Origin of the sequence: Mycobacterium sp. pR1184 (assembly GCF_041287235.1) — a bacterium.
Lineage (GTDB): Bacteria > Actinomycetota > Actinomycetes > Mycobacteriales > Mycobacteriaceae > Mycobacterium.
In genome coordinates this window covers 114,360-137,581 of sequence record NZ_JBGGKR010000013.1, presented here as the reverse complement: position 1 = coordinate 137,581, position 23,222 = coordinate 114,360, and the positions used below count along the sequence as shown (strand labels likewise).

The window sequence follows — 23,222 nt, the reverse complement described above, 5'->3', positions numbered from 1 at the left end:
ACGCAGCAGTGCGGGATCAGCGCCAGTAGCGGGCGCTGAAGACGGTCAGCGCGTCGCCGATCACGGAGCTCACCATGATGATCGCGAGCGACAACACCGGCCAGAAGGACATGTACCAGCCCTTCAGCAGGGAGACGAACGGGCCGATGCCCGCCGCGGCGATCGCGGCGCCGATCCCGCCCCAGACCACCGGGTAGATATACACGTCGAGCTGGAACGGAACCAGGCCACACGACTCGTCCGAGCACACCTCGCCGAGGAAGCCGTAGAGCCGCGTCGGCCATGTCGTCGCCGTGGCCAGCACGACGAGCAGCGTCACCAGGGTGAGCGTGGCAACCAGATCCCAGGGGGCTACCCGCAGCCGAATGACATGCGGCTTAGCGGCAGAGGCGTTGTCGCCGTAGGTCATTGGCCGGAAGTCGCCCGGCACTTCGGCCTCGTGGGTCTGCTGTTGGGACTCGGGACGACCGCCGCGATGCGGGTCTTCGAACGGGTACGGCAACGCCATGCCGATAGATGCTTCCCGATGGTTGGCTTTTGTGCGAGCCGGCTGCTTTACGCTCGGTCTCTATGCCTGCGGCGAGATCCGGGTTGACGCCCGAGCAAATCAGCGCGATCGACGCCGCTCATCTCTGGCACCCCTACAGCACCATCGGCCGTGAAGCGATTCCTCCCGTGGTGGCCATCGGCGCCCGCGGCGCCTGGTTGACGCTGGTCAGAGACGGTCAGCCGGTCGACGTGCTGGACGCGATGAGTTCCTGGTGGACCGCTATCCACGGCCACGGTCATCCGGTGCTGGACGCGGCGCTGACGGCCCAGCTGAGCTCGATGAACCACGTGATGTTCGGCGGGCTGACCCACGAACCGGCGGCCCGGCTCGCCCAGCTGCTGGTGGAGATCACCCCGGCCGGGCTGGAGACGGTGTTCTTCAGCGACTCCGGATCGGTAGCGGTGGAGGTCGCGGTCAAAATGGCGCTGCAGTACTGGCGCAGCCGCGGTCGATTCCGCAAGCACCGGCTGATGACCTGGCGGGGCGGCTACCACGGCGACACCTTCACCCCGATGAGCGTCTGCGACCCCGACGGCGGCATGCATTCGCTGTGGACCGACATCCTGGCCGACCAGGTGTTTGCCCCGCAGGTGCCCCGCGATTACGACGCCGCCTACACCGTGGCGTTCGAGGAGCAGTTGACCCGCCACGCGACCGAGTTGGCGGCGGTGGTCGTCGAACCCGTGGTCCAGGGCGCCGGCGGCATGCGCTTCCACGACCCTCGCTACCTGCGTGACCTGCGCGAGATCTGCAGCCGCCACGACGTGCTGCTGATCTTCGACGAGATCGCCACCGGGTTCGGCCGGACCGGAGAGCTGTTCGCCGCCGACCACGCCGGCGTCAGCCCGGACATCATGTGCGTCGGCAAGGCGCTGACCGGCGGATACCTCAGCCTGGCCGCCACGTTGTGCACCCAAGATATCGCGCACACGATCAGCTCCGGGCAGGCCGGCGCGTTGATGCACGGCCCGACGTTCATGGCCAACCCGCTGGCCTGTGCGGTCTCGGTGGCCAGCGTCGAGGTGCTGCTGGGCCAGGATTGGCGGTCGCGCGTCGGCGACATCGCGGCCGGACTCGCGGCGGGACTCGAGCCGGCCCGGGACCTGCCCGGTGTGACCGATGTGCGGGTGTGCGGCGCCATCGGCGTCATCGAATGCGCCGGCCCGGTCGACCTCGCGGTCGCCACCCCGGCAGCGCTGGACCACGGCATCTGGCTGCGCCCGTTCCGCAACCTGATCTACGCGATGCCGCCCTACATCTGTGGGCCCGACGAGATCGCCCGGATCACCTCGGCGATGGTCGAGGTCAGCCGACTCACCGGCTCTCGTAATCTCTAAGGCGATGAAGGCACCGATCGAGGTTTCCCCGCTGGCCTGGCTGGAGGCGGTGGAACAGCAGCGCCGCGAGGCCGGACTGCGCCGCTCGCTGCGGCCGCGCCCGCCGGTCGCCACCGAGCTTGACCTGGCGTCCAACGACTACCTCGGCCTGTCGCAGCACCCCGACGTGATCGAAGGAGGCGTCGCGGCACTGCGGATCTGGGGCGCCGGCGCCACCGGATCCCGCCTGGTCACCGGCGACACCGAACTGCACCAGCAGTTCGAGGCCGAGCTCGCCGACTACGTCGGCGCCGCCGCCGGCCTGCTGTTCTCCTCCGGATACACCGCCAACCTGGGTACCGTCGTCGGCCTCTCCGGCCCGGGCTCGCTGCTGGTGTCCGAGGAGCGATCGCACGCGTCGCTGGTGGACGCCTGCCGGTTGTCGCGCGCGCGGGTCGTGGTGACGCCACACCGCGACGTGGATGCCGTCGACGCGGCCCTGGGAACCCGCGACGAGGAACGCGCCGTCGTCATCACCGAATCGGTCTTCAGCGCCGACGGCGTGCTGGCCCCGCTGCGCGAGCTGCACGAGGTCTGCCGCCACCACGGCGCGCTGCTGATCGTCGACGAGGCACACGGTCTCGGGGTGCGCGGCGGCGGCCGCGGGCTGCTGCACGAGCTGGGACTGGCCGGTGCGCCCGACGTGGTGATGACCACGACGCTGTCCAAGGCGCTCGGCAGCCAGGGCGGCATGGTGCTGGGACCCGCCGAGGTGCGCGCTCACCTGATCGATGCGGCCCGACCGTTCATCTTCGATACCGGTCTGGCTCCGGCTGCCGTCGGTGCCGCGATGGCCGCACTGCACCTGCTGCGTACCGAGCCCTGGCGGCCCGGGGCGGTGTTGCGCCACGCCCGCGAGTTGGCCGACATCTGCGGCGTGTCCGAGAACCCGGAATCGGCGGTGGTGTCGGTTATTTTGGGCGACCCGGAGGTGGCGGTGGCCGCCGCAACCGCCTGCCTGGACGCCGGGGTGCGGGTGGGCTGCTTTCGGCCGCCCACTGTGGCCCCCGGGACGTCGCGACTGCGGCTGACGGCGCGCGCGTCGCTCGACGCCGGCGAACTGCAGGTCGCCCGGCGGGTGCTGACCGATGTCCTTGCCATGGCGCGCCGTTGACCGTCCTCGCCGTTACCGGTACCGGAACGGGGGTTGGCAAGACGATCGCCGTCGCGGCGCTGGCCTGCCACGCGCGGCTGGCCGGGATCGACGTCGCGGTGTGCAAACCCGCGCAGACCGGCACCGATTCCGGCGACGACGACCTCGCCGAAGTGACGCGGCTGTCCGGCGTGACCGAGACCGCCGGCCTGGCACGGTATCCGCTGCCACTGGCGCCCGTGGCCGCCGCCGAGCAGGCCGGGATGCCGCTGCCCACCGGTGAGCAGATGCTGCGGCTCATCCGCGACCTGGACCGCCCTGGCCGGCTCACCCTGGTCGAGGGTGCCGGCGGGCTGCTGGTCGAACTCGCCCGACGGGAGGGTCATGGCGGCGTCACCCTGCGCGACCTCGCCGTCGAGTTAAGTGCCGCGGTGCTGGTCACCGTCACCGTGGAACTGGGCACGCTGAACCACACCGCGCTTACTCTGGAATCGCTTGCCGGACAAGGGCTTTCATGTGCCGGTCTGGTGATCGGCAGCTGGCCGTCGCAGCCGAGCTTGGTGGAGACGTCCAACCGTTGTGCCCTGGAGCGGATGGCGCCGGTGCGGGCCGCGCTGCCCGCCGGAGCCGGGGTGCTGAGCGTCGACGACTTCGCCACGATGAGCGCCGCGGCCTTCGACCGTGACTGGGTGAGCGCTGTGGTTGGTTGAAGGCCGGCTGATGGTCCATTCGATCGAGTTGCTGTTCGACGGCGACACCGAGGCCGCGCTGCGGCGGATCTGGGACGACTTGGCCGCCGCCGACCTGCCTTGCCGGGTACCGCCCGGACGTCCACACGTGACGGTCGCCGTCGCTGAACGCATCGACCCGGCCGTCGACGAGGCGCTGCGGCCAGTGCTGCGGCGGCTGCCGTTGCGCTGTGCGGTCGGAGCGCCGGTCTTGTTCGGCCGGTCCAACATCGTGTTCGCCCGGCTGATCGTGCCCAGCACCGAGTTGTTGGATCTGCACGCCGAAGTTCACCGCCTGGCCGCCGCGCATCTACTGCCCGCGCCGCTGCCGAACAGTCTTCCCGGTCAGTGGACGGCCCACGTCACGCTGGCCCGGCGCATCGATGCCTCCCATCTGGGGCCGGCGCTGAACATCGCGGCCAAGCCGGCGCAGCTCGACGGACACTTCGCCGGGTTACGGCGCTGGGACGGCGACGAACGCGTCGATCACCTGCTCTAGCCGCCGAAGAGCAGGTACAGGCCGGTGAACGTATAGCCGACCATGACCAGCATCATGGTGAGCTGCCCGGTGAGCTGATGGCCGGCCGGCAACAGCCGCAGCGCCCGGTCGTGCGCCGCGATCACCGCGACGATGTGCCCGGTCACCACGCAGGCCACCTTGATGCCGGCCAGCACCGGCGGGTGCTGGGACAACACATAGTTCACCGGTAAATGGGCCAGCCCCAACAGGTTCCAGCCGCGGCCGAACGGATCGGCCAGCGCGATCACGGCCTGCTGCCCGCGTTCCACCAGATAGGACAGGTAGTGCGCGAAGATGTAGCCCACCACGATCGGGATCAGCGAGTGTGCCAGCTGACCGGGCAGGGCGCGTCGCTGCTCGCGGTCCACCCCGCCGGTTGCCCGGGCCGCAAGCGAAAATGTCAGCGCGACAACCGAAATGAAGACCAGCAGCCCGACGGTCCGCAACGCCGACGACATCAGCGTCGGCGGCACGTCGTGCGCCAGCCGGGAAAGCCGATCGGCGAAGTTGCGCCAGGTCGGCGACGACGAGTAGCTGTCGAACGCCGTCGACCCGAGCAGCACCGCCAGCATCGCGACCACCCCGGGCCGCACCGGCAGCGACGGCAGGTGGTCGAACGGATTGCCGATGACGATCTGCCCGTTGGCTTTTGAGCGCCAAAACGGAGACAGTCGCGACACCGCCATGCTGTACACCCCGAATGGGTCGGCCCGGGCGAGCCAGCGTTGCCCGCACAGCCACGACCCGACCAGCAGCACAGATGCGTAGATCAGCAGCCAACCCCGCACCCAGGGCAGCGACGCCGAGTCCGGGCTCGCCAACTCCAGCCACACGAAGGCGAACAGTCCGACCGCGGCCGGACGGTAACCCCAGCTCTGCGGGTAGCGCAGTCGCGGCCGGCTCAGCCGCTCGGGCACGGCGCGCCGCGCGAGCAGGTACACCGTGCGCACCGGAGAGATGACCCGCCACACCGGGCCGAGCGCCAGCGATAGCGCGACCAGCCCGACCCACAGCAGCACGTAGAACGTGCCGAGCAGACCGTTGGCGCGCGTCTGCGGACCGAAGATCCCGGCCAGCACCACCCATATCGCGAAGGCCAGCGCCACGCCGGCAACCGTGCAGCGCGTCGCCCGGGCGTCGACCAGCGTCGTCACCCACGCGGGTAGCGGATGGCCGGGCGCATCCGGGTCGAATCGGGGTCGCCGCCACGCGAAGGCGACCAACGCGAACGTGAACGTCAGCGCCCACGCGGCGCCGACCATCGCGTACGCGTAGGGGACCGGAAGATCGCTCGATCCGCCCAGACCGTGCGCCAGCAGCCGCGTCACGGCTGGACTTGAATCGTCGCTATCGTCCGGTCCAGATGGTGAAGTTCCACTTCGACATTGCCGGGGACGTCGACGCTGAACTGAAACGTCTGGTTGGGTTCGGCGGCGACCGCAAACTTGTGATCGGGCACCGAGTGCACGTGCAGTTCATCGGTCGCGTCGCTGGTGACGTGCAGGACGATCTGTTGCTTGACCTTCGCCTGAAGTACCGCGTTCGTCGGGGTGACCTGCTTTTGGACGATCTTCACGTCGATGTCCAAGGCGCCCGGCGCGGGTTGGCCCTTGGGGCCGCCGCAGCCGATCAGGCCGCACATCAACACCGTCATCCACGCCGCATTGAGCGTGCCGCGCAATGTCATCGGCTCATGCCGCCCGCGGCAGCGGTTGTTTTTCCTCGACCGGTTCGGGTTCGGACAGCGCATCGTTGATGCGGCCCGCACCCCAGGTCAGACCGGCGATGACCATCAGCGTCAGCACCAGCACCACGAGCGAACCGGCGTTGTACAGCCAGCTGGGAGCGTTCTGGTCGCGTTCGCGCTGCAGGATGGTGATCTCGCGCACGAACGGCCGGTCGATCGAGGACAGCGCGGGAACCTCGGCCGCGGGAATGGCGTCGTCGGCCGGCTCATAGATCGGCACGCCCGTCATCGTGTAGCCGTCCTGAATCCGCAGCAGCGTCTTCCACGATCCCCAGACCGGGACGGGCTGCGTGGACCGGTAGTGGCCCGGTCCGACTTTCTCGAGCCGGTCGATAACCAGGCCCCGGCCGTTTTCCATGCGGCCCTGCCAGGACAGAATAGTCAGCCAATCCGGTTGCGGGCCAACGGAATCGGGCGGTGTGAGCTGCACGTCGGCGGATACCATGCGCTGGCCTGCGGCGCTGGGCAGCTCGGTCAGCGTGATGGCGGCCTTGCCATGCTCGGGCACCACGATGTGCAGACCGTTGGCCACTGCGCCACCGATCACCACAACGGTGGCCACGACCGTCGAGATCCCGATCCAGCGCTGCGGCAGCCGCTGCCCGGTCAGCACCATGCCGAACAGCGCCCCGCACATTCCGGAGAGCACCCCGACCGGAACCGCCATCGCCAGGGCCTCGCCCCACATGCTGACCGGCCACGGGTAGTGGTACACCGCCGCGATCCACAGAGATTCCAGCCACAGCCCGGCCGTGGCCACGCCCAGCCCAGACACGGCGCCAAAAGCGATGGGGCGCTTGAACAGCGGCGTCAGCGCCACCAGTTCGACCACCAGCGCGGGGCCCAGATACAGGGGGAACCAGTTGATCGGTGCGCCCAGGATCGGGCCCACCAGCAACGCGACCCCGCCGCGCAGCGCAATGGCGAACAACGCCGCGATGATCGCGGCGCCGCGGCCCATCGTGACGCGGGCGGCAACGGCGGCCAGTGCGGACGCGAAGGCGATCATCATCGGCTGCAACACGAGCCGGAACTGCTCGACACCGAAGTCGTATTCGATCTGGTAGACCGACAACCCGATGAACATGCCGCCGAAGGACAAGTAGCGCAGGAAGGTGATGAAAGCGCCCTTGGCGGCCTCCGCCGCCTGTTGGGCCTCGCCTTCACGTTCCAGCATCAGCACCGCGAACAGCGAAAAGCAGGCGCCACCGATCATCATCAGATGTGTTGGGCCCCAAAGAGTGACGTCTTGGCCGAAGATGCGGTGCCAGATGTCGTCGAGCGGGAAGCCGATCATCGCGTAGAGTCCGCAGCCGGCCATCAGCACGCCGCCGACCGGCGCGTGCCAGTTGCGGGTGATCCGCACCGACGCCGGCCCGGGCTTCTCGTAGGGGATGACGACCGCGATCATGCCGGCCAGGAACACCCCGAACAGGCCGATGATGATGAAGTAGTGCGCCGGGTTGGCCAACGGCCCGGGATCGCGGCCGTTGCCGATGTGCCAGCTGACGTCCCAGATGAAGCCGAACAGCGCACAGATGATCGACGTCGTGAAGACCAGGACCGGCAGCGCGACCCAGTTCGGTCGGTGGAATTTCTCGCCGAGCTTGTCGGCGAGGCGGGTCAACCACGTGATGCGATGGGAGCGGTGCGCGTAGCCCACCCACAACATGACCAGCGTGATGACCATCGCGGCCAGCGTCAGGCCGATCACCTGGTTGAGTCCCGCTCCGCGAGCCGACGGCTCGGCCAGCAGCGGCAGCCCAGTTGACACCATCGTCATGTCCTCCTACTGCGCGGACCGTCGACGTTTGCTCCGACAGTCACTTATTACCGTCAGGTAAGGTGCACGATCCTGTGTGTAATGCCCCGATTGCGGGCCGGTCAATCACCAGGTCCGTGCGGATTTTCGGGTAGCTCAGACATCCCCCTGCGTATGCCACTGGCCAGGCCCTACTACCGCGCAGGTTACCGGTAAGTAGCCCGTTCCCGCAAGGGTTAGTGAACGGTCGTATACAGCACTGGTTTTGTCCCTGAAGCCTTTGGGCTGGGCTAATGTGTCAGGAAATGGCATGTTGGTGAACAGTTGCAACGGACTCGGAGGAGCGGGAGGCCGAAGCGGCGGCCACCTGAAAGTCGAACTGGTGTGGACCTATCGGTCAGCTGCGTCGTCAGTGGCGCCCGGTTGGCCCCGGGCGTCGTCGGTTTGCCCGGTGCGACGGTCCTTCAACGCGGCGTAGAGGATCACAGCGACGACGATCACGGCCGGCAAGAAGGCCGGCAGCGCCAGCAGAAGCATGTGGTGCGCCAAGTACTCGACATGCGCGGTGGCCATGGTTCCCGTATACCCCTGAAGTCGCCATATCCACGGCCCCGGCGCGCCCGCGTCGCGGGCGCGCACGTGCGGGCCGTTACCCTACCTTGAACACCGTTTCGTTCAGGCTGCCACGACGTGGTGGCGGCGGTGACCGCAGACGCGGACGCGACAAAGATGCAGGGGAGTACTTGGTGACGCAAGCGGCAACTCGACCCACCACCGAAGCCGGGGACGAAGCAGACATCCTGGCGGTAGCCCGCCAGCAGGTGCTCGAGGGCGGCGAGGGATTGAGCCGGGACCAGGTTCTGCAGGTGTTGCAACTGCCCGACGACCGGCTCGAGGAGCTGCTGGCGCTGGCCCACGAGGTGCGGATGCGCTGGTGCGGCCCCGAGGTCGAGGTCGAGGGCATCATCAGCCTCAAGACCGGCGGCTGTCCCGAGGACTGCCACTTCTGCTCCCAATCCGGGCTGTTCGCCTCGCCGGTGCGCAGCGCCTGGTTGGACATCCCGAGCCTGGTCGAAGCCGCCAAGCAAACCGCGAAGTCGGGTGCCACCGAGTTCTGCATCGTGGCCGCGGTACGCGGTCCGGACAAGCGGCTGATGTCCCAGGTCGCGGCCGGCATCGAGGCGATCCGCAACGAGGTCGAGATCAACGTCGCGTGCTCGCTGGGCATGCTGACCGCCGAGCAGGTCGACGAGCTCGCCGCGATGGGCGTGCACCGCTACAACCACAACCTGGAGACCGCCAAGTCGTTCTTCACCAATGTCGTCACCACCCACACCTGGGAAGAGCGCTGGCAGACCCTGACGATGGTGCGCGACGCGGGCATGGAGGTGTGCTGCGGCGGCATCCTCGGCATGGGCGAAACCTTGGAGCAGCGCGCGGAATTCGCCGCTGACCTCGCCGAGCTCGGCCCCGACGAGGTGCCGCTGAACTTCCTCAACCCGCGGCCCGGCACGCCGTTCGGTGACCTCGAGGTGATGCCGGTCAGCGAAGCACTGAAGTCGGTGGCCGCCTTCCGGCTGGCATTGCCGCGCACGATGCTGCGTTTCGCCGGGGGCCGGGAGATCACCCTGGGCGACCTCGGCGCCAAGCAGGGCATCCTGGGCGGGATCAACGCCGTGATCGTCGGGAATTACCTGACCACCCTGGGCCGTCCCGCAGAATCCGATCTGGAGCTGCTCGAGGATCTGCAGATGCCGATCAAGGCGCTCAATGCCAGCTTGTAAGCCACTCTGTAGCGGCTAGGTTTGAGTCTTGTGGTTCCAGATCTGGGCGCTCCCGTCAGCGCCGGCGTCTACAACGTCTACACCGGCGAACGGGGAGGTACGACGGTGCCTACCGCGGCCCAGCTGGGCCTTGAGCCGCCGCGCTTCTGCGCCGAATGCGGACGCCGGATGATCGTCCAGGTTCGCCCCGACGGCTGGCGCGCGCGCTGTTCGCGGCACGGCGAGGTCGACTCGGCGGATCTGGAGACTCAGCGGTGACCGAACCCTGGGCGTCCGCGGTTCCCGTGCCCGCGGTACCGGCGGCTGTGCAGCCCGCTGGGCCGCCGCTGCGCGCGATGATCGTTGCGGTCCTCGGGCTTTCGGCGACCGGGGTGTTGGTGGGTGGTCTGTGGGCATGGATGGCCCCGCCGATTCACTTGGTGGTGGCGATCACCCGCTCCGGCGAGCGAGTGCACGACTACCTGGGCACCGAGTCTGAACACTTCTTCGACGTGCCGTGCCTGATGCTGGGCCTGTTGACGGTGCTGGCCGTGGTGGCGTCGGTGCTGGCGTGGCAGTGGCGCCGGCGGCGGGGCCCGGGCATGCTCGTCGGCCTGACGCTCGGCATGGTCGGTGCGGCCAGCGCGGCATCGGCGGTAGGGGCGGTGCTGGCCCTGTTGCGCTACGGCGCCCTCGACGTCGACAAGGTGCCGGTGGTGGGCAGCCCCGCCGTGTCCTACGTCATCCAGGCGCCGCCGGTGTTCTTCGGGCCCGGCCCGCTGCAGATCGCCATCACGCTGCTGTGGCCCGCCGCCATCGCCGCTCTGGTCTATGCCCTGCTGGCGGCCGGAAGCGCCCACGACGACCTGGGCAGCTCAGGGCTGACCGATCAGCCGGCCCATCCGCGTCCGATGGAGCCTGAAGCCTCCGTCTCCTAGCGACGGGTCACAGCGGACGGCGATGAATCTTTCGTCCGGTGAGGACCTTGGCCGCGATTACGCCCAGTCGCATCATGCCGGCGTAGGTCATGGGGTTGAACGCCGTCGGCCAAACGGTCCTGATCAGGTGTTCGTTGATCGGCCGGCGGGCGAAGCGGTCGGTGAGCCAGCGCAGCGTCATCGGCGCCGACAGCGGGTGCAGGAGCATGTGCTCATTGAATGCGTCGCGGTGGTAGGTGACGCTGGCTCCGCCGGCCGAATAGGCGTCCGCCAGCGCGTCGATGTCGTGGACGTCGATCAGGTAGTCGTGGACGGCCTGCACGATCAGGACCGGCGGTGCGGGTGTCGCCACGCCGAGCTTGATGTTGTCGAAGACATAGGACACCTCGGGGGTCGACAAGATGTCCTCGAGCGGCTCGTCAAGGTAGTCGCCCATGTTCTTGCCGGCCATTCGCAGCACGGCCTCGACCGTCGTCATCGACTCCAGGCGGTCCAGCAGGGCGCGTCCTTCGTCGTTCGTGTGCTCTTCGATGACCCTGTTCAAGTCGGGGTAGATGTGTGCCAGCGCGGCCACCACCATCGCGGGTAGGCCCGCCAGGAAGCCACCGTTGAGACGCCGGAAGGTGTGGCCCAGATCGCCGACCGGCGATCCCAGCACCGCCCCGACGACGTCCAGCTCGGGCGCGTAGTCGGCGCACATTTCGGCGGCCCAGGCGCTGGCAAGCCCGCCGCCGGAGTAGCCCCACAGGCCGATCGGCGCCGATGTGGACGTCGGGATCCGGGACGAGTTGATGGCGGCCCGGATGCCGTCGAGGGTGCGGTAGCCGGGTTCGTAGGGGGCACCCCACATGCCCAGCAGTCCTTCGTGGTCGGGAACCGAGACCACCCAACCTTCGGCGACGGCCGCGGCGACCAGGAACAGCTCCAATTGGGCGATGGACCCCAGGGCCTTCGATCGTCTGCGCAGCGCATAGGACGGAAAGCAGCGCGCCGACATCGCGTCGATCGCGCATTGGTAGGACAGCAGCGGGGTCTTTTGACCCACCACGCGTTCGGCCGGGACGAGGACCGTCGTCACGCACGCCTCGGGGGCGCCGTTCATGTCCGTGGTCCGGTAGAGCAGCTGGATGGCCGACACCGATTGTGGAATCAGGCCGAGAAAGGCCAGTTCGACGTCGCGGGAGCGCAGCACGGTGCCGGGCGCGGCGTGCTGGAAGCCGGACGGCGGCTGATAGAACGGGTCGTCGGAGGGGAGCAGCGGACGCGCCTTGGGCTGCAATGCCTCGTGTGCCGGCCGACCGATCCATTCCGCCCCGTCGGTACCTGCCAAATTGCCGAGTTCAACCAATTCAGGATCCCTTCTAGGCCATCGGGCATCTTCGCGCATGAACAGCCGGTAACCAAACTGTAATGGCCAGTTTGTGAGCGATTACTCGTCAAGCGGGCGCCGGTGAGGCGGATCAAGGCTGGCCGGGCGGCCGCAGCGCGGCGAATTCGTCAGTGACTCGCAGCGCGGCGTCGGTGAAGTGGTACAACGCCGCCGGTCGCCCCCCACTGCGACCCGACTGCGCGATGGTGCCCGTCTGCGTGATCACGCCGCGACGGGCCAGCACTCGCTGCAGATTCGTCGCGTCTACCTGGTAGCCCAGGGTCGCGCTGTAGATGTCGCGCAGTGTGGAGAGCGCGAATTCCTTTGGCGCTAAGGCGAATCCGATGTTGGTGTAGGACATCTTGGCGACCAGCCGGGCGTGCGCGTGCGTCACCATCGGGCCGTGATCGAACGCCATCGGCGGTAGCGCGCTCACCGGATGCCACCGGGTGTCCGGCGGCAGCTCCGGAGTGGCGGGGGAGGGCACCAGGCCCAGGAATGTCGACGCGATCACCCGCGCGCCCGGCACCCGGCCCGGGTCGGAGAACACGGCGAGCTGTTCGAGGTGAGCCAGTTCGCGCAGATCCACTTTTTCGGCCAGCTGTCGTCGCACCGAGGTGGTCATATCCTCGTCGTTGCGCAACCGTCCGCCCGGCAGCGACCAGGAGCCGCGTTGCGGATCGCGCGCACGCTGCCATAACAGCACGTTAAGCTGCGGTTTTCCCTTTCGGGAGGCTCCCTTAACCTGCTCGGTCGCCTGGCGAACTTGGAACACGACCGCGAGCACTTCATGCGCGGTGCTACCATTGGGCATGTTTTCGATTGTAAGTCGAAAACCTGCTCGGCCGAAAGGAGCCGCCGTGACGGTCATGAATCGCATGGACACGCTCGCCGAAGACATGGTTGCCAGCATCACCGACTCGCCCGCCGGCTTCGGCGGCGTGGACGGTGATGAGCAGTGGGCCAGCGAGATTCGCCGCCTAGCGAACCTGCGCGGCGCCACCGTGCTCGCGCACAACTATCAGCTGCCCGCGATTCAGGACGTCGCCGATCACGTCGGCGATTCGCTCGCGCTGTCGCGCATCGCCGCCGAAGCACGGGAGGACACCATCGTGTTCTGCGGCGTGCACTTCATGGCTGAGACGGCCAAGATTCTGAGCCCGCACAAAACCGTGCTGATCCCGGATCAGCGGGCGGGTTGCTCGCTGGCCGATTCGATCACTCCCGAGGAGCTGAGCGCCTGGAAGGACGAGCACCCCGGCGCCGTGGTCGTCTCCTACGTCAACACCACCGCGGCCGTGAAGGCGCTCACCGACATCTGCTGCACCTCGTCCAACGCGGTCGACGTGGTCGAGTCGATCGATCCCGACCGTGAGGTGCTGTTCTGCCCGGACCAATTCCTCGGCGCCCACGTCCGCCGGGTGACCGGCCGCAAGAACGTCCACGTATGGGCCGGTGAATGCCACGTGCACGCCGGAATCAACGGCGACGAGCTCACCGACCAGGCCCGCTCCAATCCCGACGCCGAACTGTATGTGCACCCCGAATGTGGTTGTGCGACTTCGGCGTTGTACCTCGCCGGCGAGGGCGCCTTCCCCGCCGAGCGGGTCAAGATTCTTTCCACCGGCGGCATGCTGGACGCGGCGCACCAGACGCGGGCCCGCAAGGTCCTGGTCGCCACCGAGGTCGGCATGCTGCACCAATTGCGCCGCGCCGCACCGCAAGTCGACTTCCAGGCGGTCAATGACCGGGCGTCCTGCAAGTACATGAAGATGATCACACCCGCAGCGTTGTTGCGTTGCCTGGTCGACGGCGCCGACGAGGTTCACGTCGACCCGGAAATCGCGGCGGCGGGCCGGCGCAGCGTGCAGCGCATGATCGAGATCGGCCAGCCGGGCGGCGGCGAATGATGATCCGTCCCGCTTGGACCGACAGCGCCGACGTCGTCGTGATCGGCACGGGTGTCGGGGGGTTGGCCGCCGCGCTGGCGGCTCACCGTGCCGGCCGCACCGTCGTCGTTCTCAGCAAGGCCGAGGAAACCCACGGGGTCACCGCTACGCACTACGCGCAGGGCGGGATCGCGGTCGTGCTGCCGGACAACGACGACTCCGTCGAGGCACACGTCGCCGACACCCTGGCCGCCGGTGCCGGGATGTGCGATCCCGACGCGGTCTACTCGATCGTCGCCGACGGCTACCGCGCGGTCAGCGAATTAGTCTCCGACGGTGCGCGATTCGACGAATCGATGCCCGGCCAGTGGGCGCTGACCCGCGAGGGCGGGCACTCGCGGCGGCGCATCGTTCATGCCGGCGGCGACGCCACCGGCGCCGAGGTACAGCGGGCACTCGACGATGCCGCCCGGATGCTGGACATCCGCAGCAGCCACGTGGCGCTGCAGGTGCTGCATGACGGCGCGGCGGTGACCGGCGTGGCCGTGGGCAATCCGGACGGCATCGGGATCATCAGTGCGCCGTCGGTGATCCTGGCCTCCGGAGGCCTCGGGCATCTCTACAGCGCGACCACCAATCCGGACGGATCCACCGGCGACGGAATCGCTTTGGCGTTGTGGGCCGGTGTCGCGGTCAGTGATCTCGAGTTCATCCAGTTCCACCCCACCATGCTGTTCGGTGGCCAGGCCGGCGGTCGTCGGCCGCTGATCACCGAAGCCATCCGCGGGGAGGGTGCGGTATTGATTGACCGGCAAGGCAATTCGGTCACCGCGGGAGTGCACCCGATGGGAGACCTGGCGCCACGCGATGTCGTCGCGGGGGCCATCGACGCACGGCTGAGGGCCACCGGCGACGAATGCGTCTTCCTCGACGCGCGTGGCATCGACGGTTTTGCAGCACGGTTCCCCAACGTCACCGCCGCGTGCCGGGCCGCCGGCGTCGACCCCGTCCGCCAACCCATCCCGGTGGTACCGGGCGCCCATTACAGCTGCGGTGGCGTGGTCACCGATGTGCACGGCCGGACGGAATTGCCCGGGCTCTTCGCCGCCGGTGAGGTGGCCCGCACCGGCATGCACGGGGCGAATCGCTTGGCGTCCAACAGCTTGCTGGAAGGTCTGGTGGTGGGCGGTCGCGCCGGGAAGGCCGCTTCGACACACGCGCTGGCGACCGGACGGGCGCTGGCGATACCGCCCGAGCCGATCGTCCACACCGCGTCGAAACGCCGCGAACTGCAATCCGCGATGACTCGTGACGCGTCGGTGGTCCGGGACGCCTCCGGGCTGCAGCGGCTGTCCGAGACGCTGTCCCGGGCGCGGGTCCGCGCGATCGAAGGCCGTCGCGACTTCGAGGACGTCGCGCTGACGCTCACCGCCCGCGCGGTGGCCGCTGCGGCGTTGGCCCGCAGCGAAAGCCGCGGCTGCCACCACCGCGCCGAGTACCCGGCGTCCGCACCGGACAAGGCCCGCAGCATCATGGTCCGGTCGGCCGACACCGTGTACGCCGAAGACCTGGCGGCGGTGTCCTGATGACGTTGTCCGACGCCGAGGTGGCCGTTGCGCTCGACACCGTCCGGCGCGGTCTGGACGAGGATCTGCGCTACGGGCCCGACATCACCACGCTCGCAACGGTGCCCGCCGGCGAAGCGACGGCGGCCATGGTGCCCCGGGAGGCCGGCGTCATCGCCGGATTGGATGTCGCCCTGCTGGTGCTCGACGAGGTGCTCGGTGCCGACGGCTATCAGGTGCTCGACCGCGTCGACGACGGCGCCCGCGTGCAACCCGGCCAGGCGGTCTTGACGGTGCGGGCCGAGAACCGTGGGCTGTTGACCGCCGAGCGGACGATGCTGAACCTGATCTGCCACCTGTCGGGGATCGCCACCGCGACCGCGGCCTGGGTGGACGCTGTCAGCGGCACCAAGGCGCAGGTCCGCGATACCCGCAAGACGCTGCCCGGCCTGCGCGCCCTGCAGAAGTACGCGGTTCGGATCGGCGGCGGGGTCAACCATCGCCTCGGTCTGGGCGACGCCGCCCTGATCAAGGACAACCACGTGGCGGCCGCCGGATCAGTCGTCGCGGCGTTGCACGCCGTACGCGAGGCCGCACCCGATCTGCCCTGCGAGGTCGAAGTCGACTCGCTCGAACAGCTCGACGAGGTCCTGCCCGAGAAGCCGGAGTTGATCCTGTTGGACAATTTCCCGGTGTGGCAGACCCAGATCGCCGTGCAGCGTCGTGACTCCCGCGCGCCCGCGGTGCTGCTGGAGTCGTCGGGCGGGCTGAGCCTGCAGACCGCGGCGGACTACGCCGGCACCGGAGTGGACTACCTGGCCGTCGGCGCGCTGACGCACTCGGTACGCGTGCTCGATATCGGGCTGGACATGTAGGGCTGGCCCAGATGCGGCAGCTGACCTTCGAAGACACCGGACGCTATATCTGGCGCGACGTGCCGGAGCCGGAGATCAGCGCTCCGGAACAAGCCGTTGTCAGGCCGTTGATGGTGGCCTGCTGCGATCTCGACATCGCGGTTGCCAACGGCGCTGCGCCGCTGCCGCCCGGTTACGCCGTCGGGCACGAGGGACTGGCCGAGGTGGTGGCCGTCGGCGATGGCGTGGGCACCGTTCGGCCGGGCGATTGGGTCGTCGTGCCGTTCCAGATCAGTTGCGGCAGTTGTGCGGCCTGCCGCCGCGGCGTGACCGGCTCGTGTGGGTCGGTGCCGCTGATGGCGATGTACGGTCTCGGCCCGCTCGCCGGGCTGAACGGCGGCGGCTTCATGTCGGACGAGGTGCTGGTGCCCTACGCCGACGCGATGCTGCTCCCCGTCCCGGATGGCGTGCAGCCCAACGCCATCGCCTCGCTGTCGGACAACATTCCCGACGGCTGGCGGGCGGTGGGGCCGTACGCGGAAGAGTTGGCCGCGCTCGATCCGGCCGATCGCCGCGTGCTGGTGGTGGGCAAGCTGTCGATCGGGCTGTACGCCGCCGCGTTCGCGGCCGCGCTGGGAGCCCGCGTCGACTACGTCGACCACGATGTGCGCCGGCTGGCAGCTGCCGAGAAGCTGGGCGCGGTGGTCCATGATCGGGTGAAGCCCGATAAGACCTGGGAGCCGTATCCGGTCACGGTGCACACCTCCGCCGATCCGTCGCTGCTGGCCGCCACGCTGCGGGCGACCTGGCCGGACGGCGTGTGCACCGACACCGGGATCTACTACCAGCCCACCGTCGAGATGCCGCTGCTGCCGATGTACACCCGCGGGGTGAGGTTCGTCACCGGGCGGGTCAACGCGCGGTCGGCGATTCCGCAGGTCCTGCAGTTGCTGGCCGGGGGGTGTGACCTGTCACCGGTCGTCGAACGGGTGGTGCCGTGGGCCGAAGCGCCCTCGGTGTGGCCGACGATGATCGGCAAGACCGTCTTCACCCGGGCGTAGCCCGTTCGAGTGTGCGTCCTGGCCGTCGAGCGTGCGTCCTGGGCGGAAGAATCGCCCGAATCTCGCCCTGAGCGCACACTCAACACCCTGGGTGCACACTCAAGCCGCGGCGCGGCGGCTCAGGCGATATCGCTGACCAGCACCGCCATCCGGCGCAACTGCAGCCGCACCAGCCGGGGCAGGCCCGTGCCGTCGGACCCCGCGGGCAGGATCCGGGGATTGGTGATGTGCACGACGCTGCGGGCAAAGTGCAGGTCAGCCTGCCCGGCGGCCAGCACGTTCTTCACCCAGTCGGTCTTGCCGTGGCCCAGTGCAATCGCCAACACATTGCCGCTGCGATAGGCCGTCACGATGGTCCGGTACGTCTTGCCCGAGGTGCGGCCGCGATGTTCGATCGTGCCCGTGCCGGGCAGGAAGCGCGCAATCGGCTTCAACGCCGGGTTGACGTATTTGACCTGGAAGTTCTCAAACCAGGTCGGATAGACCATCGGGATGCCCGGGGCGTTGTTCGGGTGATCCTTGGTGGACATGCCCACTCCCTTGCGGAACGTCTGTGCGCTGATTATCGGCACTGTACCGGTCGGATATTGATTTGAGTTCCTCTGGGACAATGGACGCTGTGACTGCCCCATCCCCTGCTGTGCTGGCCCGCATCGACCTGCGGGGGGCGGAGCTGACGGCTGCCCGGCTGCGGGCGGCGTTGCCGCGCGGCGGGGCCGATGTGGAGTCGGTGTTGTCGAAAGTGCAGCCGATCGTTGCGGCCGTCGCCGAGCGGGGGGCCGAGGCGGCGCTGGAATACGGCGAGTCGTTCGACGGTGTACGCCCGGCGGCGGTCCGGGTACCCGAGGCCGCGTTGCGGGCCGCGCTGGACGGGCTGGACGCCGACGTCCGCGACGCGCTGCAGGTGATGATCGAGCGGACCCGCGCCGTACACGCCGACCAGTGCCGGACCGACACCACCACGGTGCTCGGGCCCGGGGCCACCGTCACCGAGCGATGGGTCCCCGTCGAGCGGGTCGGCCTGTACGTGCCCGGCGGCAACGCGGTGTATCCGTCCAGCGTGGTGATGAACGTGGTGCCCGCGCAGGCGGCAGGGGTCGACTCGCTGGTGGTGACCAGTCCGCCGCAGGCCCGATTTGACGGCTTGCCGCACCCGACGATCCTGGCCGCGGCCCGGCTGCTCGGCGTGGACGAGGTGTGGGCGGTCGGCGGGGCGCAGGCCGTGGCGCTGCTGGCCTACGGCGGCGTCGACACCGACGGCACGCAACTGGCGCCGGTCGACCTGATCACCGGGCCCGGCAACGTATACGTCACGGCCGCCAAGCGGCTGTGCCGCTCGCTGGTCGGCATCGACGCCGAAGCCGGGCCGACCGAGATCGCCATCCTCGCCGACCACACCGCCGACCCGGCGCACGTAGCCGCCGACCTGATCAGCCAAGCCGAACACGACGAGATGGCCGGCAGCGTGCTGGTGACCGCGAGCGAAGACTTGGCCGCGGCCACCGACACCGAGGTCGCCGCGCAGCTGCAGACCACGGTCCACCGCGAACGGGTGACGACCGCACTCAGCGGCCCGCAATCGGCGATCATCCTGGTCGACGACCTCGACGCCGGTGTCAAGGTGGTCAACGCCTACGCGGCCGAGCACCTCGAGATCCAGACCGCCGACGCCCCGCAGGTTGCGGGCCGAATACGTTCGGCCGGAGCCATTTTCGTCGGCCCGTACTCGCCGGTCAGTCTCGGCGACTACTGTGCCGGGTCCAACCACGTGCTGCCGACCGCGGGCAGCGCCCGGCACTCCAGCGGTCTGTCGGTGCAGACCTTCCTGCGTGGCATCCACGTGGTGGACTACACCGAGGCGGCCCTCAAGGACGTCTCCGGACACGTGGTCACGCTCGCGAAAGCCGAGGATCTGCCCGCCCATGGCGAGGCGGTCCGGCGGAGGTTCGAACGATGACCGCATCCGAACGACAGGTCACCCTCGACGACCTGCCGCTGCGCGACGACTTGCGCGGCAAATCGCCTTACGGCGCACCGCAACTGGCGGTTCCGGTGCGGCTGAACACCAACGAGAACCCGCACCCGCCCAGCCAGGCTTTGGTCGACGATGTCGTCCGGTCCGTGCAGGAGGTCGCCACCGAATTACACCGGTACCCGGACCGCGACGCGGTGGCGTTGCGCACCGATCTGGCGAGTTACCTCACCGCGCAGACCGGCACCCTGCTCAGTTACGAAAACCTCTGGGCCGCCAATGGTTCCAATGAGATCTTGCAGCAGCTTTTGCAGGCGTTCGGCGGGCCGGGGCGCAGCGCGATCGGGTTCGTTCCGTCCTATTCGATGCACCCGCTGATTTCCGACAGCACCCGCACCGAATGGATCGAGGCCCCGCGCGGTGACGACTTCAACCTCGACATCGACGCGGCCGTCGCCGCCATCACCGAGCGCAAACCGGACGTGGTGTTCGTCACGAGCCCGAACAACCCGACCGGACAAAGCATTCCGCTGCCGGATCTGCGCCGGCTGCTCGACGTGACACCGGGCATCCTGATCGTCGACGAGGCGTACGGCGAGTTCTCGTCGCAGCCCAGCGCTGTGGAGCTGATCGAGGAGTACCCGACCCGCCTGGTCGTCAGCCGCACGATGAGTAAGGCGTTCGCGTTCGCCGGCGGCCGGTTGGGGTATCTGGTTGCCACGCCGGCGCTCATCGACGCGATGCTGTTGGTGCGTTTGCCCTATCACCTGTCATCGGTCACCCAGGCCGCCGCCCGGGCCGCGCTGCGCCACGCCGACGACACGCTGGGCAGCGTGGCCACGTTGATCGCCGAACGCGAACGAGTCGTGGCGGCATTGAGCCGCTTGGGCTTTCGGGTGATCCCCAGCGACGCGAACTTCGTGTTGTTCGGCGAATTCGCCGACGCGCCCGCCGCCTGGCAGCGCTACCTGGAGGTTGGTGTGCTGATCCGCGACGTCGGCATCCCCGGCTACCTGCGCACCACCATCGGACTTGCCGGGGAGAACGACGCGTTCCTCGAGGCGAGTGCCCAGATCGCCGCCACCGAGCTGGCCCCAGCCGATTCCCGTCCGGTCGCAGCGATCGCAAGCGCGACGACGCCGCGTGCGGCGGGTCGCGACCATGTATTAGGAGCCTCGTGACAACCATTGCGACTCGTCGCGCGCGAATTGAGCGCCGCACCAAGGAATCCGACATCGTCGTCGAGCTCGACCTCGATGGCACCGGTCAGGTGCACGTCGATACCGGTGTGCCGTTCTATGACCACATGCTGACCGCATTGGGCAGTCACGCCAGCTTCGACCTGACCGTTCGCACCAAGGGCGACGTGGAAATCGAAGGGCACCACACGATCGAGGACACCGCGATCGTGCTGGGCCAGGCTCTCGGGGAGGCCCTGGGCGACAAGAAGGGTATCCGCCGGTTCGGGGACGCGTTCATTCCGATGGACGAGACGCTGGCGCACGCCGCCGTCGACGTGTCGGGCCGGCCGTACTGCGTGCACAGCGGCGAGCCGGATCACCTGCAGCACACCACGATCGCCGGAAACTCGGTGCCCTATCACACCGTGATCAACCGGCATGTGTTCGAATCATTGGCGGCCAACGCCCGCATCGCCCTGCACGTGCGGGTGCTGTATGGACGCGACCCGCACCACATCACCGAAGCGCAGTACAAGGCCGTCGCACGGGCGTTGCGCCAGGCCGTCGAGCCCGACCCCCGGGTGTCGGGTGTGCCGTCCACCAAAGGTGTTTTGTGACAAGACAATCAGTCGTGGTGCTGGACTACGGCTCAGGCAATCTCCGGTCCGCGCAGCGTGCGCTGGAGCGGGTCGGCGCCACGGTGGAGGTCACCGCCGACGCGCGTGCGGCCGCGGCAGCCGACGGGCTGGTGGTGCCCGGGGTCGGCGCGTATGAGGCCTGCATGACCGGACTGCGCAAGATCGCGGGGGAGTGGATCATCGCCGAACGGGTGGCCGCCGGGCGCCCGGTGCTCGGGGTCTGCGTCGGCATGCAGATCCTGTTCACGCGCGGCGTGGAGTTCGGGGTCGAGACGTCGGGGTGTGGGCAGTGGCCCGGATCCGTGACGCGGCTTGATGCCCCGGTGATCCCGCACATGGGCTGGAATATCGTCCAATCCGGTCCGGGCAGTGGGCTTTTCAAGGGGCTGGACGCATCCGCCCGGTTCTACTTCGTGCATTCCTACGCCGCGCAGCGGTGGGAAGGCTCGCCGGAGGCGGTGCTGACGTGGGCCACCCATCAGGTGCCGTTTCTGGCGGCGGTCGAGGACGGGCCGCTGGCCGCCACTCAATTCCACCCGGAGAAGAGTGGGGATGCCGGTGCGGCCGTATTGAGCAACTGGGTCCACGCCCTGTGACGATTTCCGCGAAACTGTATTCCACGACGCAAACGCCGAGAGACCGCGTCGCTAGTTGCAGTCTCGGCGCTCAGGAGGAGCTTTGTTGATTTTGTTACCCGCTGTCGACGTCGTCGAAGGCCGTGCCGTGCGCCTGGTGCAGGGCAAGGCCGGCAGCGAAACCGAGTACGGCTCGGCGCTGGACGCGGCGCTGAACTGGCAGCGCGACGGCGCCGACTGGATTCATCTGGTGGACCTCGACGCCGCGTTCGGCCGCGGCTCCAACCGCGAATTGCTCGCCGAGGTGGTGGGCAAGCTCGACGTCCAGGTGGAGCTGTCCGGCGGGATCCGCGACGACGATTCGCTGGCCGCGGCGCTGGCCACCGGCTGCGCTCGGGTCAACCTGGGCACCGCGGCGCTGGAGAATCCGCAGTGGTGTGCACGGGCGATCGCCGAGCACGGTGAGAAGGTCGCCGTCGGACTGGACGTCCAGATCGTCGACGGCGAGCACCGACTGCGTGGTCGAGGTTGGGAAACCGATGGTGGCGACCTGTGGGATGTGCTGGAACGCCTTGACAGCGAAGGATGTTCGCGGTTCGTCGTCACCGACGTCACCAAGGACGGCACGCTGGCCGGCCCCAACCTCGACCTGCTGGCCAGCGTCGCCGAACGCACCGATGCCCCCGTCATCGCCTCCGGTGGCGTCTCGAGCCTGGACGACCTGCGGGCGATCGCCACGCTCACCGACCGCGGCGTCGAGGGAGCCATCGTGGGTAAGGCGCTCTACGCCGGGCGGTTCACCTTGCCGCAGGCGCTGGACGCGGTACGGCAGTAGAACGATGGATCTGCACGCACTGCTGGCCGAGGCGTCGACAATCCTCGATGCAGCAGTGGCGCCGTTCGTAGCCGGCCATCGCGCCGACTCGGCGGTTCGCAAGAAGGGCAACGACTTCGCCACCCAGGTTGATCTGGCGATCGAGCGGCAGGTTGTCGCTGCGCTGGAAGCGGCCACCGGAATCGGAGTGCATGGCGAGGAATTCGGTGGCACCCCGGTCGATTCGCCATGGGTGTGGGTGCTGGACCCGATCGACGGCACTTTCAACTACGCCGCCGGATCACCGATGGCGGCGATACTGCTGGGCCTGCTGCACGAGGGCGAACCGGTGGCCGGCCTGACCTGGATACCGTTCACCGACGATCGCTACCTGGCCGTCGCTGAGGGGCCGCTGATGAAAAACGATGTCGCGCAAGCGCCGTTGAATCACACGCCGCTGGCCGACACCCTGATCGGTGTCGGCACCTTCAACGCCGACTCGCGGGGACGGTTCCCGGGGCGCTACCGACTCGCGGTGCTGGAAAAGCTGAGCCGGGTGTCCTCGCGGCTGCGCATGCACGGCTCGACCGGCCTCGACCTGGTCTACGTGGCCGACGGAATCCTCTCGTGCGCGGTTCATTTCGGCGGCCAGGTGTGGGATCACGCCGCCGGGGTCGCGCAGGTTCGCGCCGCCGGCGGCACCGTCACCGATATTCTCGGTCAACCCTGGACCCCCGAGTCCCGTTCGGTGCTGGCCGCCGCCCCCGGAGCGTATGAGGAGATCCTCGAGATTCTGCGCAGTGCCGGCCGACCGGAGGACTACTGAG

The 23,222-nt window shown here is 68.6% G+C and carries 25 protein-coding genes; 17 read left to right on the top strand and 8 right to left on the bottom strand.

Translation table 11 applies throughout. The features are described 5' to 3' along the window. Window positions 1-16: 16 nt before the first annotated feature. On the bottom strand, window positions 17-409 hold the full coding sequence (locus ACAG21_RS21825) for a hypothetical protein (protein ID WP_370498399.1): 393 nt from the start codon (window positions 407-409) through the stop codon (window positions 17-19). 161 nt (window positions 410-570) lie between these two features. On the opposite strand from ACAG21_RS21825, the gene ACAG21_RS21820 reads away from it, so the two are divergent. From ACAG21_RS21820 to ACAG21_RS21805, 4 genes are read left to right on the top strand one after another with little or no spacing between them, the layout of a single operon-like run. Beyond that, entirely contained in the window at window positions 571-1,887 is a 1,317-nt protein-coding gene (locus tag ACAG21_RS21820; RefSeq protein ID WP_370498351.1) for an adenosylmethionine--8-amino-7-oxononanoate transaminase, read from the top strand. 4 nt (window positions 1,888-1,891) lie between these two features. After that, entirely contained in the window at window positions 1,892-3,040 is a 1,149-nt protein-coding gene (locus ACAG21_RS21815; protein WP_370498350.1) for an 8-amino-7-oxononanoate synthase, read from the top strand. Then, the gene (bioD, locus tag ACAG21_RS21810; protein ID WP_370498349.1) at window positions 3,037-3,729 is read left to right on the top strand and encodes a dethiobiotin synthase; all 693 of its coding nucleotides are present in this window, start codon (window positions 3,037-3,039) and stop codon (window positions 3,727-3,729) included. The genes ACAG21_RS21815 and bioD overlap by 4 nt, the downstream gene beginning before the upstream one ends. Window positions 3,730-3,739: 10 nt before the next feature. Continuing rightward, complete coding sequence (locus ACAG21_RS21805; RefSeq protein WP_370498348.1) at window positions 3,740-4,246, top strand: 2'-5' RNA ligase family protein; 507 nt, start codon at window positions 3,740-3,742, stop codon at window positions 4,244-4,246. Here ACAG21_RS21805 and ACAG21_RS21800 read toward each other — a convergent pair. The 4 genes from ACAG21_RS21800 to ACAG21_RS21785 form a co-directional block, all read right to left on the bottom strand. Then, window positions 4,243-5,595: a hypothetical protein gene (locus tag ACAG21_RS21800; RefSeq protein WP_370498347.1), complete on the bottom strand. Its 1,353-nt coding sequence runs from the start codon at window positions 5,593-5,595 to the stop codon at window positions 4,243-4,245. The genes ACAG21_RS21805 and ACAG21_RS21800 overlap by 4 nt on opposite strands. Then, window positions 5,592-5,954: a hypothetical protein gene (locus tag ACAG21_RS21795; protein ID WP_370498346.1), complete on the bottom strand. Its 363-nt coding sequence runs from the start codon at window positions 5,952-5,954 to the stop codon at window positions 5,592-5,594. Before ACAG21_RS21795 ends, ACAG21_RS21800 begins: the two co-directional genes overlap by 4 nt. A 4-nt stretch (window positions 5,955-5,958) precedes the next feature. Then, entirely contained in the window at window positions 5,959-7,797 is a 1,839-nt protein-coding gene (locus ACAG21_RS21790; RefSeq protein ID WP_370498345.1) for a hypothetical protein, read from the bottom strand. Window positions 7,798-8,166: 369 nt separating this feature from the next. Continuing rightward, window positions 8,167-8,349 carry a hypothetical protein gene (locus ACAG21_RS21785; protein ID WP_370498344.1) on the bottom strand — a complete coding sequence of 61 codons (183 nt, stop codon included), beginning with the start codon at window positions 8,347-8,349 and terminating at the stop codon, window positions 8,167-8,169. Window positions 8,350-8,522: 173 nt separating this feature from the next. On the opposite strand from ACAG21_RS21785, the gene bioB reads away from it, so the two are divergent. Genes bioB through ACAG21_RS21770 form a run of 3 tightly spaced genes read left to right on the top strand, consistent with a single transcriptional unit; the run spans window position 8,523 to window position 10,477 of the window. After that, the gene (bioB, locus tag ACAG21_RS21780; protein ID WP_370498343.1) at window positions 8,523-9,560 is read left to right on the top strand and encodes a biotin synthase BioB; all 1,038 of its coding nucleotides are present in this window, start codon (window positions 8,523-8,525) and stop codon (window positions 9,558-9,560) included. A gap of 30 nt (window positions 9,561-9,590) precedes the next feature. Further along, the gene (locus ACAG21_RS21775) at window positions 9,591-9,818 is read left to right on the top strand and encodes a hypothetical protein (protein ID WP_370498342.1); all 228 of its coding nucleotides are present in this window, start codon (window positions 9,591-9,593) and stop codon (window positions 9,816-9,818) included. After that, window positions 9,815-10,477: a DUF2567 domain-containing protein gene (locus tag ACAG21_RS21770; RefSeq protein WP_370498341.1), complete on the top strand. Its 663-nt coding sequence runs from the start codon at window positions 9,815-9,817 to the stop codon at window positions 10,475-10,477. Before ACAG21_RS21775 ends, ACAG21_RS21770 begins: the two co-directional genes overlap by 4 nt. Before the next feature lie 7 nt (window positions 10,478-10,484). Here ACAG21_RS21770 and ACAG21_RS21765 read toward each other — a convergent pair whose 3' ends face one another. After that, entirely contained in the window at window positions 10,485-11,825 is a 1,341-nt protein-coding gene (locus ACAG21_RS21765) for a lipase family protein (protein WP_370498340.1), read from the bottom strand. Window positions 11,826-11,937: 112 nt separating this feature from the next. After that, window positions 11,938-12,660 (bottom strand): NUDIX domain-containing protein, encoded by a 723-nt coding sequence (locus tag ACAG21_RS21760; protein WP_342928654.1) that lies wholly within the window; start codon window positions 12,658-12,660, stop codon window positions 11,938-11,940. A gap of 46 nt (window positions 12,661-12,706) precedes the next feature. Between ACAG21_RS21760 and nadA the strand changes: the two genes are divergently transcribed. Genes nadA through ACAG21_RS21740 form a run of 4 tightly spaced genes read left to right on the top strand, consistent with a single transcriptional unit; the run spans window position 12,707 to window position 17,215 of the window. Then, window positions 12,707-13,756, top strand: a complete 1,050-nt coding sequence (nadA, locus tag ACAG21_RS21755; RefSeq protein WP_370498339.1) for a quinolinate synthase NadA — start codon at window positions 12,707-12,709, stop codon at window positions 13,754-13,756. Beyond that, window positions 13,756-15,321, top strand: a complete 1,566-nt coding sequence (locus tag ACAG21_RS21750) for an L-aspartate oxidase (protein ID WP_370498338.1) — start codon at window positions 13,756-13,758, stop codon at window positions 15,319-15,321. Before nadA ends, ACAG21_RS21750 begins: the two co-directional genes overlap by 1 nt. After that, window positions 15,321-16,175, top strand: a complete 855-nt coding sequence (nadC, locus tag ACAG21_RS21745) for a carboxylating nicotinate-nucleotide diphosphorylase (protein ID WP_370498337.1) — start codon at window positions 15,321-15,323, stop codon at window positions 16,173-16,175. The genes ACAG21_RS21750 and nadC overlap by 1 nt, the downstream gene beginning before the upstream one ends. Window positions 16,176-16,186: 11 nt before the next feature. Next, window positions 16,187-17,215 carry an alcohol dehydrogenase catalytic domain-containing protein gene (locus tag ACAG21_RS21740; protein WP_370498336.1) on the top strand — a complete coding sequence of 343 codons (1,029 nt, stop codon included), beginning with the start codon at window positions 16,187-16,189 and terminating at the stop codon, window positions 17,213-17,215. Between the two features lie 119 nt (window positions 17,216-17,334). On the opposite strand, the gene ACAG21_RS21735 is transcribed toward ACAG21_RS21740, so the two are convergent. Then, window positions 17,335-17,745, bottom strand: coding sequence for a nitroreductase family deazaflavin-dependent oxidoreductase (locus ACAG21_RS21735; protein WP_370498335.1), 411 nt, complete (start codon window positions 17,743-17,745; stop codon window positions 17,335-17,337). A gap of 110 nt (window positions 17,746-17,855) precedes the next feature. Here ACAG21_RS21735 and hisD point away from each other — a divergent pair, with 110 nt between their 5' ends. The 6 genes from hisD to ACAG21_RS21705 all read left to right on the top strand — a co-directional run bounded on the left by hisD (window position 17,856) and on the right by ACAG21_RS21705 (window position 23,221). Continuing rightward, window positions 17,856-19,172 (top strand): histidinol dehydrogenase, encoded by a 1,317-nt coding sequence (hisD, locus tag ACAG21_RS21730; protein ID WP_370498398.1) that lies wholly within the window; start codon window positions 17,856-17,858, stop codon window positions 19,170-19,172. Continuing rightward, a complete protein-coding gene (locus ACAG21_RS21725) occupies window positions 19,169-20,368 on the top strand; it encodes a histidinol-phosphate transaminase (RefSeq protein WP_370498334.1) in 1,200 nt (399 codons plus the stop codon). The genes hisD and ACAG21_RS21725 overlap by 4 nt, the downstream gene beginning before the upstream one ends. Further along, entirely contained in the window at window positions 20,365-20,985 is a 621-nt protein-coding gene (gene hisB / locus ACAG21_RS21720) for an imidazoleglycerol-phosphate dehydratase HisB (protein WP_370498333.1), read from the top strand. The genes ACAG21_RS21725 and hisB overlap by 4 nt, the downstream gene beginning before the upstream one ends. Continuing rightward, window positions 20,982-21,602, top strand: a complete 621-nt coding sequence (gene hisH / locus ACAG21_RS21715; protein WP_370498332.1) for an imidazole glycerol phosphate synthase subunit HisH — start codon at window positions 20,982-20,984, stop codon at window positions 21,600-21,602. Before hisB ends, hisH begins: the two co-directional genes overlap by 4 nt. A gap of 82 nt (window positions 21,603-21,684) precedes the next feature. Beyond that, a complete protein-coding gene (gene priA, locus ACAG21_RS21710; protein ID WP_370498331.1) occupies window positions 21,685-22,416 on the top strand; it encodes a bifunctional 1-(5-phosphoribosyl)-5-((5-phosphoribosylamino)methylideneamino)imidazole-4-carboxamide isomerase/phosphoribosylanthranilate isomerase PriA in 732 nt (243 codons plus the stop codon). Between the two features lie 4 nt (window positions 22,417-22,420). Next, on the top strand, window positions 22,421-23,221 hold the full coding sequence (locus ACAG21_RS21705; RefSeq protein WP_370498330.1) for an inositol monophosphatase: 801 nt from the start codon (window positions 22,421-22,423) through the stop codon (window positions 23,219-23,221). Window position 23,222: the final 1 nt, after the last annotated feature.

Bases quoted from the DNA above. Each gene is read 5' to 3' on its own strand.
- ACAG21_RS21815 (WP_370498350.1), top strand. From the start codon at position 1,892: ATGAAGGCACCGATCGAGGTTTCCCCGCTGGCCTGGCTGGAGGCGGTG.
- ACAG21_RS21750 (WP_370498338.1), top strand. From the start codon at position 13,756: ATGATCCGTCCCGCTTGGACCGACAGCGCCGACGTCGTCGTGATCGGC.
- ACAG21_RS21740 (WP_370498336.1), top strand. From the start codon at position 16,187: ATGCGGCAGCTGACCTTCGAAGACACCGGACGCTATATCTGGCGCGAC.
- ACAG21_RS21705 (WP_370498330.1), top strand. From the start codon at position 22,421: ATGGATCTGCACGCACTGCTGGCCGAGGCGTCGACAATCCTCGATGCA.
- ACAG21_RS21760 (WP_342928654.1), bottom strand. From the start codon at position 12,660: ATGCCCAATGGTAGCACCGCGCATGAAGTGCTCGCGGTCGTGTTCCAA.
- ACAG21_RS21805 (WP_370498348.1), top strand. From the start codon at position 3,740: ATGGTCCATTCGATCGAGTTGCTGTTCGACGGCGACACCGAGGCCGCG.
- ACAG21_RS21735 (WP_370498335.1), bottom strand. From the start codon at position 17,745: ATGTCCACCAAGGATCACCCGAACAACGCCCCGGGCATCCCGATGGTC.
- ACAG21_RS21795 (WP_370498346.1), bottom strand. From the start codon at position 5,954: ATGACATTGCGCGGCACGCTCAATGCGGCGTGGATGACGGTGTTGATG.
- ACAG21_RS21825 (WP_370498399.1), bottom strand. From the start codon at position 409: ATGACCTACGGCGACAACGCCTCTGCCGCTAAGCCGCATGTCATTCGG.
- ACAG21_RS21725 (WP_370498334.1), top strand. From the start codon at position 19,169: ATGACCGCATCCGAACGACAGGTCACCCTCGACGACCTGCCGCTGCGC.
- ACAG21_RS21820 (WP_370498351.1), top strand. From the start codon at position 571: ATGCCTGCGGCGAGATCCGGGTTGACGCCCGAGCAAATCAGCGCGATC.
- ACAG21_RS21790 (WP_370498345.1), bottom strand. From the start codon at position 7,797: ATGACGATGGTGTCAACTGGGCTGCCGCTGCTGGCCGAGCCGTCGGCT.
- nadC (WP_370498337.1), top strand. From the start codon at position 15,321: ATGACGTTGTCCGACGCCGAGGTGGCCGTTGCGCTCGACACCGTCCGG.
- ACAG21_RS21785 (WP_370498344.1), bottom strand. From the start codon at position 8,349: ATGGCCACCGCGCATGTCGAGTACTTGGCGCACCACATGCTTCTGCTG.